At 46.2% G+C, this 15,165-nt stretch carries 13 protein-coding genes; 4 read left to right on the top strand and 9 right to left on the bottom strand.

The genetic code is table 11. The annotated features are described in order from the left end of the window. Positions 1–10 precede the first annotated feature (10 nt). From ACH59B_RS11440 to ACH59B_RS11425, 4 genes are all read right to left on the bottom strand, one after another. Positions 11–1,486 (bottom strand): rhamnulokinase family protein, encoded by a 1,476-nt coding sequence (locus tag ACH59B_RS11440; protein ID WP_017428473.1) that lies wholly within the window; start codon positions 1,484–1,486, stop codon positions 11–13. Then, positions 1,483–2,703, bottom strand: a complete 1,221-nt coding sequence (gene rhaI, locus ACH59B_RS11435; protein WP_404303782.1) for an L-rhamnose isomerase — start codon at positions 2,701–2,703, stop codon at positions 1,483–1,485. Before rhaI ends, ACH59B_RS11440 begins: the two co-directional genes overlap by 4 nt. A 258-nt stretch (positions 2,704–2,961) precedes the next feature. Further along, positions 2,962–5,031, bottom strand: coding sequence for a bifunctional aldolase/short-chain dehydrogenase (locus ACH59B_RS11430; protein WP_123797152.1), 2,070 nt, complete (start codon positions 5,029–5,031; stop codon positions 2,962–2,964). Between the two features lie 273 nt (positions 5,032–5,304). Then, on the bottom strand, positions 5,305–6,318 hold the full coding sequence (locus ACH59B_RS11425; protein ID WP_090891571.1) for an LLM class flavin-dependent oxidoreductase: 1,014 nt from the start codon (positions 6,316–6,318) through the stop codon (positions 5,305–5,307). Positions 6,319–6,563: 245 nt separating this feature from the next. On the opposite strand from ACH59B_RS11425, the gene ACH59B_RS11420 reads away from it, so the two are divergent. The 3 genes from ACH59B_RS11420 to ACH59B_RS11410 all read left to right on the top strand — a co-directional run bounded on the left by ACH59B_RS11420 (position 6,564) and on the right by ACH59B_RS11410 (position 8,982). After that, positions 6,564–7,040 carry an Rrf2 family transcriptional regulator gene (locus ACH59B_RS11420; protein WP_016818455.1) on the top strand — a complete coding sequence of 159 codons (477 nt, stop codon included), beginning with the start codon at positions 6,564–6,566 and terminating at the stop codon, positions 7,038–7,040. A 30-nt stretch (positions 7,041–7,070) separates the two neighbouring features. Beyond that, complete coding sequence (gene hslO / locus ACH59B_RS11415) at positions 7,071–7,952, top strand: Hsp33 family molecular chaperone HslO (RefSeq protein WP_025364754.1); 882 nt, start codon at positions 7,071–7,073, stop codon at positions 7,950–7,952. Between the two features lie 160 nt (positions 7,953–8,112). Then, the gene (locus ACH59B_RS11410; protein ID WP_404303779.1) at positions 8,113–8,982 is read left to right on the top strand and encodes a class I SAM-dependent methyltransferase; all 870 of its coding nucleotides are present in this window, start codon (positions 8,113–8,115) and stop codon (positions 8,980–8,982) included. A 1-nt stretch (position 8,983) separates the two neighbouring features. Here ACH59B_RS11410 and ACH59B_RS11405 read toward each other — a convergent pair whose 3' ends face one another. Continuing rightward, the gene (locus ACH59B_RS11405; RefSeq protein WP_025364752.1) at positions 8,984–12,259 is read right to left on the bottom strand and encodes an S-layer homology domain-containing protein; all 3,276 of its coding nucleotides are present in this window, start codon (positions 12,257–12,259) and stop codon (positions 8,984–8,986) included. 314 nt (positions 12,260–12,573) lie between these two features. On the opposite strand from ACH59B_RS11405, the gene ACH59B_RS11400 reads away from it, so the two are divergent. Further along, positions 12,574–13,443 carry an aminoglycoside 6-adenylyltransferase gene (locus ACH59B_RS11400; protein ID WP_031463435.1) on the top strand — a complete coding sequence of 290 codons (870 nt, stop codon included), beginning with the start codon at positions 12,574–12,576 and terminating at the stop codon, positions 13,441–13,443. A 104-nt stretch (positions 13,444–13,547) separates the two neighbouring features. Here the strand turns inward: ACH59B_RS11400 and ACH59B_RS11395 are convergent, their stop codons facing one another. The 4 genes from ACH59B_RS11395 to ACH59B_RS11380 form a co-directional block, all read right to left on the bottom strand. Continuing rightward, a complete protein-coding gene (locus tag ACH59B_RS11395; RefSeq protein WP_031463434.1) occupies positions 13,548–13,892 on the bottom strand; it encodes a cupin domain-containing protein in 345 nt (114 codons plus the stop codon). A 114-nt stretch (positions 13,893–14,006) separates the two neighbouring features. Continuing rightward, positions 14,007–14,342, bottom strand: coding sequence for a YolD-like family protein (locus ACH59B_RS11390; RefSeq protein WP_016818450.1), 336 nt, complete (start codon positions 14,340–14,342; stop codon positions 14,007–14,009). Between the two features lie 12 nt (positions 14,343–14,354). Continuing rightward, entirely contained in the window at positions 14,355–14,549 is a 195-nt protein-coding gene (locus tag ACH59B_RS11385; protein ID WP_017428465.1) for a hypothetical protein, read from the bottom strand. Positions 14,550–14,653: 104 nt separating this feature from the next. Continuing rightward, positions 14,654–15,142 carry a hypothetical protein gene (locus ACH59B_RS11380; protein WP_016818449.1) on the bottom strand — a complete coding sequence of 163 codons (489 nt, stop codon included), beginning with the start codon at positions 15,140–15,142 and terminating at the stop codon, positions 14,654–14,656. Between the last annotated feature and the right edge of the window lie 23 nt (positions 15,143–15,165).

Genomic DNA, 15,165 nt, shown 5'->3' with positions numbered 1-15,165 from the left:
CTCCACATCTTTAATGTACAAAAAGTCCTGTCACCCGCCGGAACCGCCCGTAGGCATCCTCCCACGCTTCTGACTCGGCAGGTTCATATTCCTCTACGGTAATAGAATCCGCAATGACCCGGCGTGCTTCCCATATATCGGCGAACTTTCCCTGTGTCATCCATTGTACCGCAAGATTGCCGATTGCGCTCGCTTCTGCGGGTCCTGCCCATACGGGTTTTTGAATCGAATTGGCCGTCCATTGGCACAGCAAGCGATTTTGAATCCCTCCGCCGACCATATGCAAACCATTAAAACGCTGTCCTGACACCCGTTCTGTAAGCTCCAAAATGTAGCGATACTTTAACGCCAGACTTTCCAGAATGCAGCGCGTAATCTCTCCCGGCGTCTCCGGCATTAGCTGCCCGGTATTGCGGCAGTATTGGCGTATGCGTGTTTTCATATCCCCGGCATGCAGAAACAGTTCATCATCCGGGTCAATCAAACAAGTGAACGCTGGAGCCTGTTCCGCCATATGAACCAATTCAGGAAAAGAATAGGAGTTTCCCTGCCGTTCCCACTCTCTGCGCGCCTCCTGTAGAATCCACAGTCCCATGATATTTTTTAGCAGCCTGTAGGTTCGGCCTACGCCGCCTTCATTTGTAAAATTAAATCGAAGCGTATCATCATTAATTACTGGCTGTGCGGTCTCCGTTCCCATCAGGGACCATGTTCCGCAGCTCAAGTACGCAAAGGACCGCTCCAGCGCTGGTACGGCAGCCACTGCTGATCCTGTGTCATGCTCTGCTACTGCAATCACAGGAATCGCTCCAATACCCAGATCCGTCATGACCGATGAACGGATTGTACCTGCAACATTTCCCGGCTCCAGTACCTCTCCAAACCAAGAGCGGGGAATGTTGATTCCAGACAAAAGCTCATCATCCCATTTTTGCTGTAACGGATGATATAACTGCGTGCTGGTTGCATTAGAAAACTCATGATACATTTCACCTGTCAGAAAATACCGCAGCAAATCAGGGATCATCAGGAAATGTTCTGCCTGCTCCAGCAAGGGTGATCTTGCATTTCGCATAGCAGCCAGCTGATAAATCGTATTAAACGCCAAAAACTGAATGCCTGTGCGCTGAAAAATAAAATCTTTTCCCAGCCGTTCCTGTACTTCTTCCATTACTCCATGGGTGTGCCAATCCCGATAATGATAAGGGTTGCCCAGCAATTCGCCGGTTTCTCCAATCAGTCCAAAATCGACCGCCCAGGAGTCAATCGCCAGGCTGGATGGGTTCACTCTCATATGCTTGGCTTTGAGCAATCCTTGCTGAACCTCGTGATAGAGACGCAATATATCCCAGTGCAGGCGCTCCCCAACCTTGACCGGATTATTGGAAAAGCGATGGATTTCCTCCACCACGATACGTGAATCGGTTAATTTTCCGAGTAGAACCCTGCCGCTGCTTGCCCCCAAATCATAAGCGAGGATGCTCACCAGCTCGCACCACCCTTGCCTCTTTGCAAAATCTGCGTACCATACTCAGACGCCAAATAGGCTTTCATTGGATCTGCAGGTAATCCTTGCTCTTCACGGATTGCTTTGAGCAACGGGGCCACATCAAACTCAAATGCTTGGCGTACGGCATCCTCCGCACCCAGCACATCCTGACGGCTCACCGCTTCCTCTACCTCTGCATGATTGATCAAAAGTGCCTTCGCATATTGAGTCTGCACATTTAGGACCGAGCGAATCATGGCCGGAATTTTGGGTTCGATATTGTGCGACTGATCGATTAAATAAGCAATTTTATCGACAGTATGACGGATATCTGCATCGACATCCTGAGCTGCGTTCAAAATCTGATAAAAGATTAAAAACAGCTCATACGGATTGGAGGAACCCACGATCAGATCATCATCCGCATATTTATAACTGTTAAAATGAAAGCCACCCAGTCGCTTCTCATCCATTAAAAACGCAACAATGTGCTCCACGTTGGCTCCCGGCAGATGATGCCCTGTATCCACCAGCACCTGTGCCTGCGGCCCCAACTTGGTCGCGTAATGGTACGCCATGCCCCAATCGGCAATATCCGTATGGTAAAAAGCCGGCTCAAACGCCTTGTATTCAATCAGCATGCGCATATCCGGCGTAAGCGCCTTATACATTTCATGGAGCGCCTCCAGCATCCAATTTTTGCGTTTGCGAATGTCCCCCTGACCGGGATAATTCGTTCCGTCCGCAAACCATAGGCTAAAGTCGTTGGAGCCTGTTTCCTTTGCAATATCCACGCATTCCAGCAAATGGTTGATAGCCTTGCGACGGATTGCCGGGTCTACATTAGTTACGCTACCGAGCATGTAGTCCTCGTCTTGAAAGAGATTGGGATTTACCGCCCCAATTTGCAGGCCAAGACTTTCGGCATGACTGCGAAGCTTGCCGTAATTGTCAACTTTATCCCACGGGATGTGAATGGCAACGGACGGACATAAGCCTGTCAAGGCATGAACCTGTGCTGCATCCTCCAGCTTTTCGAACGGATCACGCGGCACACCCGTTTTCTGAAAGACTTTAAAACGTGTACCTGAGTCGCCATATCCCCAGGAAGGTGTTTCTATGCTAAGCGCTCTCAGTTTGGTCTTTACTTGCTCTAGGTCAATGTCTCGTTGTTGCTGCTGATCCTCGAATAAGGCGTACGCTTTGTCACTCATCGTGGTTCCTCCTTGGAAAATGAAGTGAGTTATGGGAGGCCGCTTCGCTGCTGACCACCCATAAAGTCACTTCTATTTTAAAGTGTTGATGTATATATAAAAGGATGAAAACACGCAAATAAGTGTTGTTGCTTATTTACGTGTTTCCCAGAGTATTTTTACATCCCTTCGGAACTATGGGCTTGTGCCCTCGATTAATGAAATGGATTAGTGAAATAGAAATGAGTCTATCGCTTACAGAGGTTCATTTGAATTAGGCTAGCGTGTAAAGGCTGCTGGGACGCCGCCGTCGATGGTCAGCATACAGCCTGTCGTTTTCTCTGCCTTGGATGAGGCGAAAAAGGCAATACCTTCTGCGATATCCTGCGGGTAAATGTTGACCAGCAGTGTCGTTCGCTTGCGGTAATGCTCCTCCAACTGGTCTGGCTCGATGCCGTAGGCAGCGGCGCGTTCATTGCGCCAATTGGAGTTCCAGATTGCCGAGCCTTGCAAAATCGCATCCGGCAAAATAGTGTTTACGCGGATACCGTATTCCCCGCCTTCTGCGGCAATACAGCGAGCCAGATGCGCTTCCAGCGCCTTGACCGAGCTGTAGGCCGTTACATTTTTGCCTGCGTAGATCGAGTTTTTGGAACCGACGAACACCATACTGCCGCCAAGTGTCTGTTCCTTCATCAGCTTGAACGCTTCACGCGCGACTAAAAAATAGCCTGTTCCCAGCACGTTTACATTTAAATTCCATTCCTTTAATGATGTCTCATCGAACGGACTGGATGTAGCAAGCCCTGCGTTGTTAACGATGACATCTACACCACCATAGATCAGCGCCGTCTCGGCATAGGCCGTCTGGATTTGCTCCTCCTGCGTCACATCCATTTTCACGGCAATTGCACGGTTTTCACCGTAACTGCTATTGATGTCTGCAGCTACCTTTTGCGCACCTTCCAGATTGAGATCTGCCAATACAACATGCGCACCTTCATCTACTAAACGCCGTGCGGTTGCACTGCCGATTCCGCCTGCACCACCCGTAATGAATGCAATTTTGCGTGAAAATTCTGCTTCTGCCGGCGCAAGTGACAGCTTATAAAGCTCCAGCGGCCAGTATTCCACGTTGTAAGATTCATTTTCACTAAGCGAAACAAATTCTCCTAACGCCGTTGCTCCTCGCATGACAGCAATGGCACGATGATATAAGGCGCCGCTCACCTGCGCATTGCTCCAGCTTTTGCCTGTGTTGATCATACCGATACCCGGAATTAAGATGACACGCGGTGCTGCTTCAAATCTCACGTCTCCTTCATGTCGATTGCGCTCAAAATAAGCTTGGTACTGCTCCTTATAGGTTGCTATACCCTCGGCAAGCTTAACTTTCAACCCCTCTACATCCTCCATATCCGGTGTCCAATCTACATAGAGCGGCTTCATTTTGGTATGAACCAGATGATCCGGGCACGCTGCCCCAATCTGAGATAAAGCAGCAGAATCCTGGCCGTTCACAAACTCCAGCACATCCTCCGCGTCATCAAAAGTGAGGATCATCCTTTTCTCATCACTGACTGCACCTCGAACGGATGGCATGATCTGGGACACCATGCTGCGCCGCTCCTCTAAAGTAAGCGCTTTATATTTTACGCCTCCAAATCCCTGCTTTTCTTCTTGGCGGGCTTTAATATAGCTTTCTGCTTCTTGGATGATTTCAATCGTTTTGGCATAAGCTGCTTCGGAAGTGTCTCCCCACGTAACCAAGCCATGCTTTTCCATCAGTACCAACTCAGCTTGTGGGTGCTCGAGCACCCCTTGGGCAATCATTTTCGACAGCTTAAAGCCAGGACGGATATAAGGTACCCATACAAAACGTTCACCGAAAATTTCCTTAGCGATTTCCTTGCCGTTATGCGCACAGCACAAGCTGATGATCGCATCCGGATGTGTATGATCGACATGCTTAAATGGCAAAAATGCGTGTAGCAATGTCTCAATTGAAGCCCGCGGATGCTTGGCATCTATCATACAGTTCGCCAAATATGCGGTCATATCCTCGTCAGACATCTCTTCCCGTTCAAACAGTGGACGAATATCCTCCATACGAAGCCCTGTGAAGTTATGCGCTTTCATTGTTGCGAGATCGGAACCGCTACCCTTAACATACATCACCTCTACTTCACGCCCGCGAAAATCTTGTATCGTCGTTTTGGCCGAAGTGTTGCCGCCTCCCCAGTTGCACACGCTCCGATCTGTGCCAATCAGGTTAGAACGATATACGAGCTGTTCCAGCGTGCTTTTCTGCTCAGATGCTTGCGAAGAATTCCATAGACTTTGTACCATAGGAAAAAGACCTCCAAGTTCTGTTTTGGTTTTGAATGGCTTTATTAAGGTGGATATTTTTATTTACGGAGACTATAACATTTTTGTTTAAATTTGAAAATATAAAATACAAAAATAATCAAAAATAATTTTTAATTTTATCCATATGTAAACACGAATATATTCATCTGTAAAACAATCATGACCACACAGACACACACAGACAATAAAGGCCGTGCCAGGAATGGTTATAAGAACCTCTCTGGCACAGCCTCGTTTGTTTAACTCATTTATTTACTCATCTATGCGCATCACTTGGGCTAGTAGCTCGTACGAACGCAAACGTGCCTGGTGATCATATACCTGAGCGGTGGTAATCAACTCATCGGCTCTCGTCTGGTTGATTATAAAATCCAGCCTTTGCTTGACTGTGTCAGGACTACCGATTGCTGAATACCCCAGCATATTACCACGAACCATCTCCTTCTCCTGCTCACTCCAAAGCTTATCCATGTCATCGACTGGTGGTTTTAGTCCTCCGCTATGTCCGCGCAGCACATTTAAAAATTGTTGTTCTTGTGAAGTAAAAAGCCGTTGTGCTTCTTCATCAGAATCTGCAGCAACCACATTCACACCAACCATCACATACGGTTGATCCAGTGCCTTGGACGGCCGGAAATTACGGTGATACAATTCCAGCGCCTGTAGCAAATGAGCCGGGGCAAAGTGGCTAGCGAACGCAAACGGCAGCCCAAGCTGACCTGCCAGCTGAGCACTGAATCCGCTTGAGCCCAACAACCAGATAGGTATATCCATCCCTTCTCCTGGAATCGCTCTCACCCCCGGCACGGCTCCGTTTAACGCTGGATTCAGGTAAGAGCGCAGCTCATTCAGTTGCTCGGGGAAATCTTCCCCCGTGGTGTGCAGCCCTCGCCGCAATGCTCTCATTGCAGGTTGATCCGTGCCGGGAGCCCGACCAAGTCCCAGATCAATTCGCCCCGGATAAAGCGACTCTAAGGTTCCAAACTGCTCCGCAATTATGAGTGGAGCATGGTTAGCCAGCATAATACCACCTGAACCGACCCGAATCTTGTGGGTATGTGCAGCCACATGTCCGATGATCACAGAAGTAGCAGCGCTGGCAACCGCCTGCATATTATGATGCTCCGTTAGCCAATAGCGTCGGTACCCCCATTGCTCAGCATGCTGGGCAAGATCCACCGTATCACGAAAAGAATCGGCAGGAGTACCGCCTTCAATGACAGGTGCAAGATCTAATATAGACAGTGCAACATTCCGCGTGGTCATTTTATATAAACCTCCTGTCAAACTATTATTTTACGTATTTCTTTCAACGCCTTAATTCTTTGACCTATCAATTGATGCATCAACTATAATAATGCGTCCCTTTATGAATTGCAAATAATTTTAATTTTTAGTATTTATCAAAAAATAGTTTACTTTTACGATCAGCTCGTCTATCATGCTCATATGTGGATAATAATTATCCATGTTAGCCTGGTTATAACATATTGAGGTGATTGCTAGTGCATATGAAAACAGGTGTCGAACAATCTGTCTACGCTCTCCTTCTGCTCACGATGCTACCGGACAAAGCCGTTTTACCTGGAGAGGCCATTAGCCAGCAGTTAGGCGCTTCACCTACTTATTTTCATAAGCTGTTACGAAAATTGGTTAGCTCTGATTTGATTACTTCTGTACCTGGTGTCAAGGGCGGATTCAAATTAAAGAAAAAACCTGAGGATATACGAGTATTTGATATTTATCTGGCGATTGAGGGACAGCAAACCCTCTATTCTTCCAGCGGTATATACAACGATATGCTTGAATTAAAGAAAGACGATCAGTGCTGTTTACTGGCAAATTTGATGGAAGAAGCGGAAGCCTCCTGGAAAGCCGTTCTGAAAAGAGAAACCATCGCGTCACTCTCTGCTGACTTTTTTAAAGAAGGATATGATGCGAAAATTACTTCTTTGAAGAACTGGATTCAAGAAAAAATGGTCTTGTAAAGAACTTCAAAAACAGAAAGGGATATGAACATGAATGATTATTTAGTAAAAGCTCTTGCCTACAATAACCAGGTGCGGGCTTATGCTGTGAGAACAACGGAAACGGTAAGTGAAGCCCAGCAGCGTCATTATACCTGGCCAACAGCATCGGCTGCATTGGGACGTTCCATGACGGTGGGCGTGATGCTGGGAGCTATGCTTAAACATGAGGATAAACTGACGATTCGGATTAACGGTGGAGGGCCCATCGGCACTATTCTTGTCGATACCAACGCCAAAGGAGAAGTTAGAGGTTATGTAAAAAATCCGCAAACCCATTTTGAGCTTAATCAGATCGGGAAATTAGATGTCGCCAGAGCCGTAGGAACAGATGGAGCGCTGATTGTATCCAAAGATATCGGCCTAAAACAACCATTTGTTGGACAAGTCCCTCTCATATCGGGTGAACTGGGCGAGGACTTCACCTCTTATCTCGTTCAATCCGAACAAATTCCTTCTTCTGTGGGAGCAGGGGTTATTGTTAACCCGGATAACTCCATTCAGGCGGCTGGAGGTTTTATTATTCAGCTGATGCCGGGTACACCGGAAGAGGTTATCAGTTTTATCGAGAGACGGATTGAGAGCATTCCGAGCATCTCCGCAATGGTCATGGAAGGTCTTACGCCAGAGCAGATTCTGGTCCAGATTTTGGGAGAAGGCAACATGAACATACTGGAAACCATGCCTGTACAATTTCATTGTCCCTGCTCAGAAGAACGAGTTACCAATGCCATTATCAGCTTAGGGAATCAGGAAATAGAAGACATGATTCGTACCGATGGACAAGCTGAAGCCCATTGCCATTTTTGTAACGCACATTACCACCTTACCAAAGAAGATCTCGAAAACATGCTGGAAACAAACATCATTTAAATACGGGCTGTTCCCAAAAGTAGTTTTAGCTACTGGGGAACAGCTCTTTTCTTTCTCTCAATGCTTTCGATGGATGGTTTCCTTGACCAAAAACGGTAGACTTGTTTATGACGCAAGTGTTAATGTTATATTATTCCAATTACATGAGGTGAGATCCACTATGCTCGAAAAAGATACGCATGAAATTCTGGCTTATTATGATGGCGGTGCAGAAATAGGCAGATTAGAGCGAGGTATCGGAAAAATAGAGCTGGAAAGATCAAAAGAAATCATTTCCCGTTATCTCAGCAAGTCCACTCATGTTATTTATGATATCGGCGGCGGTGTAGGGGTCTACTCTTCGTGGCTGGCAGAACTGGGATATGAAGTTCATCTATTCGATCTCTCTTCGCAAGCCATTGAATTCGCTCGTCAGCAGCAACTGAATAAACCCATCATCAGCAAGCTGGAAATCGCAGATGCCAGAAATCTTGATCGTAAAGATGAAAGCGCGGACATCGTGCTTTTGATGGGACCTTTATATCATTTAACAGAACAGAAGGAAAGAGTAAAAGCACTGCAAGAAGCAGCGCGTGTCTTAAAGAAGGGGGGAACGCTGATTACTTCGGCTATTTCCAGGTTTGGCTCGCTACTGTGGGGGCTATCGGTGTACGACGAGTGCAATACCATTGTGGAGGAAGATGCGTTCATGGATATGGTCAGACAGGAGTTAACAGATGGTCAGCATGTACGACCGGCGGCTTATCCCTCTTTTATCACACGCTCCTACTTTCATACACCAGATGCCTTGCGTGCAGACTGGCAGGCGGCTGGATTGCAGGAGCCTCGTGTACTGGGTGTCGAAGGCCCCGTCTGGATTGCACCCGGATTTGAAGAGAAATGGGCCATTCCTTCTCATCGCAGACGTTTGCTGGATATAGCACAGCAGGTTGAAGAGCAGGATTCTGTCATCGGCATGAGCCCGCATATGCTTGCGGTAGGTATCAAGCAAAAAGACGAGCCAAACAGGCTCGCCTCTATATCATTCTAGATTACTGCTCCAAACTTTCCAATACGGTTTTAATTTCGCTGTTCAAACTAAGTGCATTATAAATCGCAGTCAAGGCTTCAGCACGTGACGCATGATACTTAGGTCCAAACTGACTCGTACTTATACCCGAAAGCACACCGGCTTGTGCTAATTGTTTAATCGTATCAGCCGCAAAAGAAGCGGACAAGTCGGTGAAGCTTTTTTCATTCAAGGTGTCCTTTTTCAATCGGTCTAAATCCAAGATCCGCGCCAAAATGACAGCCATTTCTTGACGGACAATTGTTTGATCCGGTTTAAAAGTACCATCCTCATAACCGTTTAATACTCCAGCTGCGGTCAATTTTGTTATGGCATCCTGCGCCCAGTGATCCCCAATATCGTTCAAAGCCACAGGCTGATTTCCACCACTAATATCGAAGATTCTAGAAATGATAGCAGAAAACTCCGCACGGGTAATTTCACCATCAGGTCTGAAACTGCCATCCTTATATCCATTTACGATACCCAGCTTAGAAAACGTGTCGACCGTCTTTTCTGCCCAATGTCCTTGTAGGTCTGACGGTTTAACACTAGTAGAAGAATTTAAAGCAGATTCTGCTTTGGACTTTATATTCTGCAGTACTTTGTTGTCTGCAACCACTACGTTACTGTTGAATATGTCTTGCACAGGATCAGTTGGCTCAGTCACCAATTCTTCAGATACAGGTACAGTTACTGGTTCTTTAGATACAGTCACCGATGGAGATGATACAGCTGATGTTGCCGTATTGCTGCTGGAATCATCGCTAGAACGGTCCCTGTTTCGATGCCCAGACCCGCCGCCACTGGAACTACTGGAATCACTGCCAGCATTATTGGGTGCGGGAGCAGCAACAGCTGTTACGGTAACTGGAACATTAAAGCTATATCCGCTGTATGTGGCGGAAATTACCGTGTTCCCTTCTGAAAGTGCTCTAATCTCTCCCTGAGTAACCGTAGCGACATTCGCATTGCTGGAAGTCCAAGTTGCTTCTTCACTGACATCAATCTCTGATGAGTCCGATTTTACAACTTTTGCTATAGCCCGTTCTGTACCCCCTACCAGCATTTGACCATTATTGATAGAAACACGCAATTCCGTGTGACTATCATCTGTTGGTATCGGATCTGGTGTTGGCACCGGATCTGGTGTTGGTACCGGATCCGGCGTTGGTACTGGATCCGGCGTTGGTACCGGATCTGGCGTTGGTACCGGATCTGGTGTTGGTACTGGATCTGGCGTTGGCACCGGATCTGGTGTTGGTACTGGATCTGGCGTTGGTACCGGATCTGGTGTTGGTACCGGATCTGGTGTCGGTGCTGGGTTGATAGTGAATGCAACGGTAGCTGTTGAACTCTTCGCATCTAATGCTCCGTTCGTTGTACCGTCATCAATCACAGTATAATCAAAACTTGCCGGGCCCTGGTAGCCTGAATTCGGAGTGAATAGTACAACCGCTCCGTCTAGAACTACCGTCCCACCTTGTGCATTTTCTACCGATGCGATGCTCAGATGTTGTAAGTTCTCGTTGACAGGGCCTGCCGTGTCGTTTGCTAAGAGTTCATCAATAGCGATAGATTGTGCCCCTGCACTTGCCGATAACGATGGTAGTGTATCATTCACAGCTATCGGACTGTTGTTTACCTCACTCACAGTGATTTTGGCTTGGTTCGGCTCGCTGATCCCTGTTCCACTCATATCTAGTGATGATTGTACGTCGAAACTGAAATGATCACCTGACGGAGAGTTAGCATAAAGATTTGGCGTAAATTTAAGCCCTGCTTCGCCATCCGCTACAGAAATAAATTGACCATCTCGGATTTCCATTACCCCATCATTTTTATAGAGGGTTCCACCAATAATGTTTGAGATTCTAAAGTACGACACGTCAGATCCATCCACTTGATTACGAGTAATGATCAAACCGTCAAAGCTTTGCTTGTCTTCCTCTGTCAAAGCATCAGTCACGTTAGGGACATCAGCGACGGAATTTACTGTAAAAGAGGCTTGCTTGACCACCGACTGCGGGACTGAGACGCCGTTCGATGTTCCATCATCGGTGACGGTAAAAGAGAAGCTAGCGGTTCCATTAAAATTCGGCTGAGGTGTAAAAATTACATTTGTTCCATCTAAACGTACAGCCCCTCCTGCGATGCTGCTGACTGAGGATACCGTTAGGTGTTGACCATTCTCATTCGGACCGGCAGACGCATGCGCAAGCAGTTCTGCAAAAGGAATTGTCCGCTCTCCTGAGTCTTCTGTAATGGAGGATAGCGTTTCGTCTTGCGCTGCCGGGGGATCGTTTACTTCCGTAACATGGACAACAGCCTTAGTGGCATCGCTCAGTCCATTACCCGTTGCACTCTGAGCCGCCTGCACATCAAAAGAGAAGGTATCTCCCGCTGCGTTGTTGGCGTTTGCCATAGGCACAAACCTCACGCCATCCCTAGCTTCTGCTGCTGTGATAAACGTTCCGTTGGAAATCTCGGTGATACCATCGCTATGATACAGCCTGCCTCCGATAATGTTCGTAATTTGATAATGTGTCACTACCGTTGAATCTTGCGGGTTTGGTGTAATGGTTATATTGGATGTTGGGATATCTTCCTCAGTAGTCACAGCGGCTACCTCAGGCATTTTAGACGAAACAGCCGAGGCTGATGTTTCCAATATCAACTGGGGAATATCTACGCCGTTGTCGTCGGCTGAATATGTAATTTCCGAATAGTCTCCAGGGTTCCCTGCTTCGTTGGCAAGCAATGCAAATGAGACCATACCATCCGTCTGTTGTTGTACAAAATGGGTAACATCAAAATCAACCCATCCTACTTGAAGGTCTGAGCCTGTTTTCGTATCCGAAGGCTGATCCAGCGGGTTTAGCGGAAAAGCTCCGCTGCTCCAAACATCAGCAGTCGATCCATACACGATCAAAAAAGGATTCTGGTTAGAGCTGTAGCTGATAGAAGAGATATGAATACGCAAGGTTGCCTTCGTTACAACCTTCCCAGTCAGCTCGGGCATTTTAAACTGAATCGCTGATCTGTAATATCCTAACACTGCATCCGAAGATCTGCCAACATAGTTTTCTGGTGCATCCATCCAAACGTCGGCAGACTTGCTCCATGTTCCATCTTGGATTAATTTGGGCTGTTCGGTTGGTGCCGCACCAGCATCCGCCACTAAAATTGCCGATGAAAAGATTAGTGATACTGCTGTTAATGCACATGTGAATCGTTTAGTAGACTTGCAAAAATGCATACCTTTCCTCCTGTTGAAATAAATCTATGATTGCTGCTTGATATTATACAATTTCGTCACTGAACAAATTCTGAACAATTGCATTTTATCCTTCTATTCAACCAGCTCAGCAAGAATACGAGCAATTTGCCCGCTGTTTATTCAGTTGAATGGCTTCCGTGGATGAGCTATTGTAAGGATAGGATACTTTTGCCAGATAAAACAACTTACAGGAGGTCGTTTTTCTTGATGATCCTTGAACTGGTGGGCTTTATTTCTACTGCTGTCTTATCTACGTTTTTTTCCTTTCGATACCGCTTGTGGAGACAACTATAGTGAGAAGTGAACAAGAGATGCTGCATACCATTCTCCAATTTGCTCAAGAAGATGAACGGGTACGTGCCGTGATTATGAATGGTTCACGCGCCAATCCACATGCTCCACGAGATATTTTTCAGGATTATGACATCGTCTTTCTCGTATCTTCCATGGACAGCTTTATTCAGGAACGTCACTGGATTCGCCGCTTTGGAGAATTGATCATTATGCAGACACCCGATGAGCATGTGGAGCCTACTGTGACGTTCCGTGATCGCTTTGCTTTTCTCATGTTATTTACGGATGGCAATCGCATTGATCTTACCCTCTGCCCTGTGACTAACATCGCCAATTGGCCTCGAGACAGCTTAAGTGTACTGCTGCTGGATAAAGACGGCCTGGTGGAGCCTTTCCCACCGCCAAGTCTTCAGGATTATAAGACGGTCCCTCCAACCGCCCAAACCTATGCGGATTCCTGCAACGAATTCTGGTGGGTCAGTACTTATGTGGCTAAAGGATTATGGCGACATGAGCTTCCCTATGCCAAATTCATGTTGGATCGACCTGTAAGAGATGCGCTTCACTTCATGCTGGAATGGCATATGGGTATACAAACTAACTTCACGGCAGATCCAGGTAAGCAGGGAAAATATTTCGAGAAGCACCTTGAGCCTGAACATTGGACGGCCTACATCCAAACGTTTGCGGATGCAGATTATGAACATATGTGGCAGTCTCTTTTTATCATGGGTAATTTATTTAGAGAAGTTGCCCAGAAGGTGGCGAACCATTATGGTTATAGATACCCGATTGAGGACGATCAACGTGTAACAAACTATCTCTATCACGTAAAAGCTCTCCCTGCAGATGCAACGGGCATCTATTAAAGAAAAAAACCAGTCGGGCACTTGATTTACATGTGCTAGCCTGGTTTTTTTATACTCTAACATTATTTGACCTATATACGTTTGGAATCTGCTGTCTCCTAATATTAGTTTTCGGTCAGCACCCGGTCGCCTCTGCTCGCAGGCTGAGAGATAACCAAAAATTCAACATCCTCACTCGTTTCATTAAACATTTGATGAGGCACCATAGGAGGAACCTCACACCCTTCCTGAGATCCTAATTGGATGCGTTCACCATCCACTTCAAGTACCGCTGCACCTGATAAAATAAAGAAAAATTGGCGCGCATGATGATGATAATGTCTGACTTCATGTGTATTTCCCGGCATGCGCTCATGAATAATACTCAAATCATCATTTTTCACCAAGCGCCAACCATCACATTGTTCTCCCCATATATAATGTTCAGAATTATGTTTACTTATTTTCAAATTGACTCCCCCTTTGTAGTTACAGTTTTATTGTAAATCTGGATTCACTGAGCTACAATCTTAATTATAAAAAACGATAGAACCCATGTAAAAAAACTCTGAGTCCGACCATTTTTAGATATCCGCCTCGATAATTTCCTCCAACTTAATCCAGCTAAAATCCTCTTCCCCACGAGATAGCTTCACTTCTCGACGACTTGTGTTAATCACTGTAACCAGTCCGCGCAGCTCCTCATCATCAAACGGATTAAACACTCTTAGTGTAATAGGCTTCCGTTCGTTATAGGATACGATAATGGCCTGTTCAATCTGCTGTATCTCCTGATCGTCCAGTGTCGGCTTGCCGCGTCTTCCCTGCTCCTTCATCAGTCTTACATATGCCTCCCGATGCTCAGGCAAAATCATACGCGAGCTTTCCCATATGCCATTTCCTTCAAGCTTTTTTCCCATCGTGAGCCCCTCCTATGCTGTTCTGGTTACCGGATGCCATGCCAATACATGATCTAATCGAAAAACACGTGGCTGACCAGTTTGCAAACAGGTGGCCCGGATTAAACCATTCTGCACACGATGCACCTCTATCTGCCGATGAGACAGTTTGCCCTTTCGGTCCATATACACGATTTCCACGATCTGTCCCACATATTTCTCCAGCATCATCCTTCACTCCTCATCAGAACGTTTGTTTGTATTATATGCGAACATGCGTTTGATTATCAATGTAAAAAAATCCCCTGAGGGAGTTGCCTCTCTCAAGGGATTTAAAACTCATAGGTGGACAGCTTAATATCCTCTTTATTCAAATCTTTCAGCGGATACACAGGGCCATTCCAATAAGTCAAAATATTAAGTGGCTCATTAGTACCATGCTCCTTTAAAGTGTGAGATAATTCGAGCAATACATGTGGAAGTTGATAAGAGCTTGTTAAAAATTGATATTCTTCTGGACTTTCGCAGTCTTCTGCTCGATAAAATACAAAGTAACCCTCGGTATAATCCCCAATGAGTACAATATAACGAGCAAGAAACATAATTTCACCATTGGCAAACGGAATGGAAAATGTCGAAGCAGAGATTAAATCTGTCTCTAATGCCTCTATACGAACGGTGAGTTCATTGTTTAGAGCATCCATTTTTCCCCTTTGTTCACTGATGAGGTGTTCATAATTTACAGGAACAAGCCCCCCACTCTTGATCGTAGCGATCAGTTCATCTATAAATACTTTTTGAGACAATACTCGATTGCTCATCCTATTCATCTCCATATTCGTGA

Source organism: Paenibacillus sp. DP01 (assembly GCF_044784315.1).
GTDB lineage: Bacteria > Bacillota > Bacilli > Paenibacillales > Paenibacillaceae > Paenibacillus > Paenibacillus polymyxa.
The sequence above is the reverse complement of the archived record's forward strand: the minus strand, read 5'-3'. Positions and strand labels throughout refer to the sequence as shown.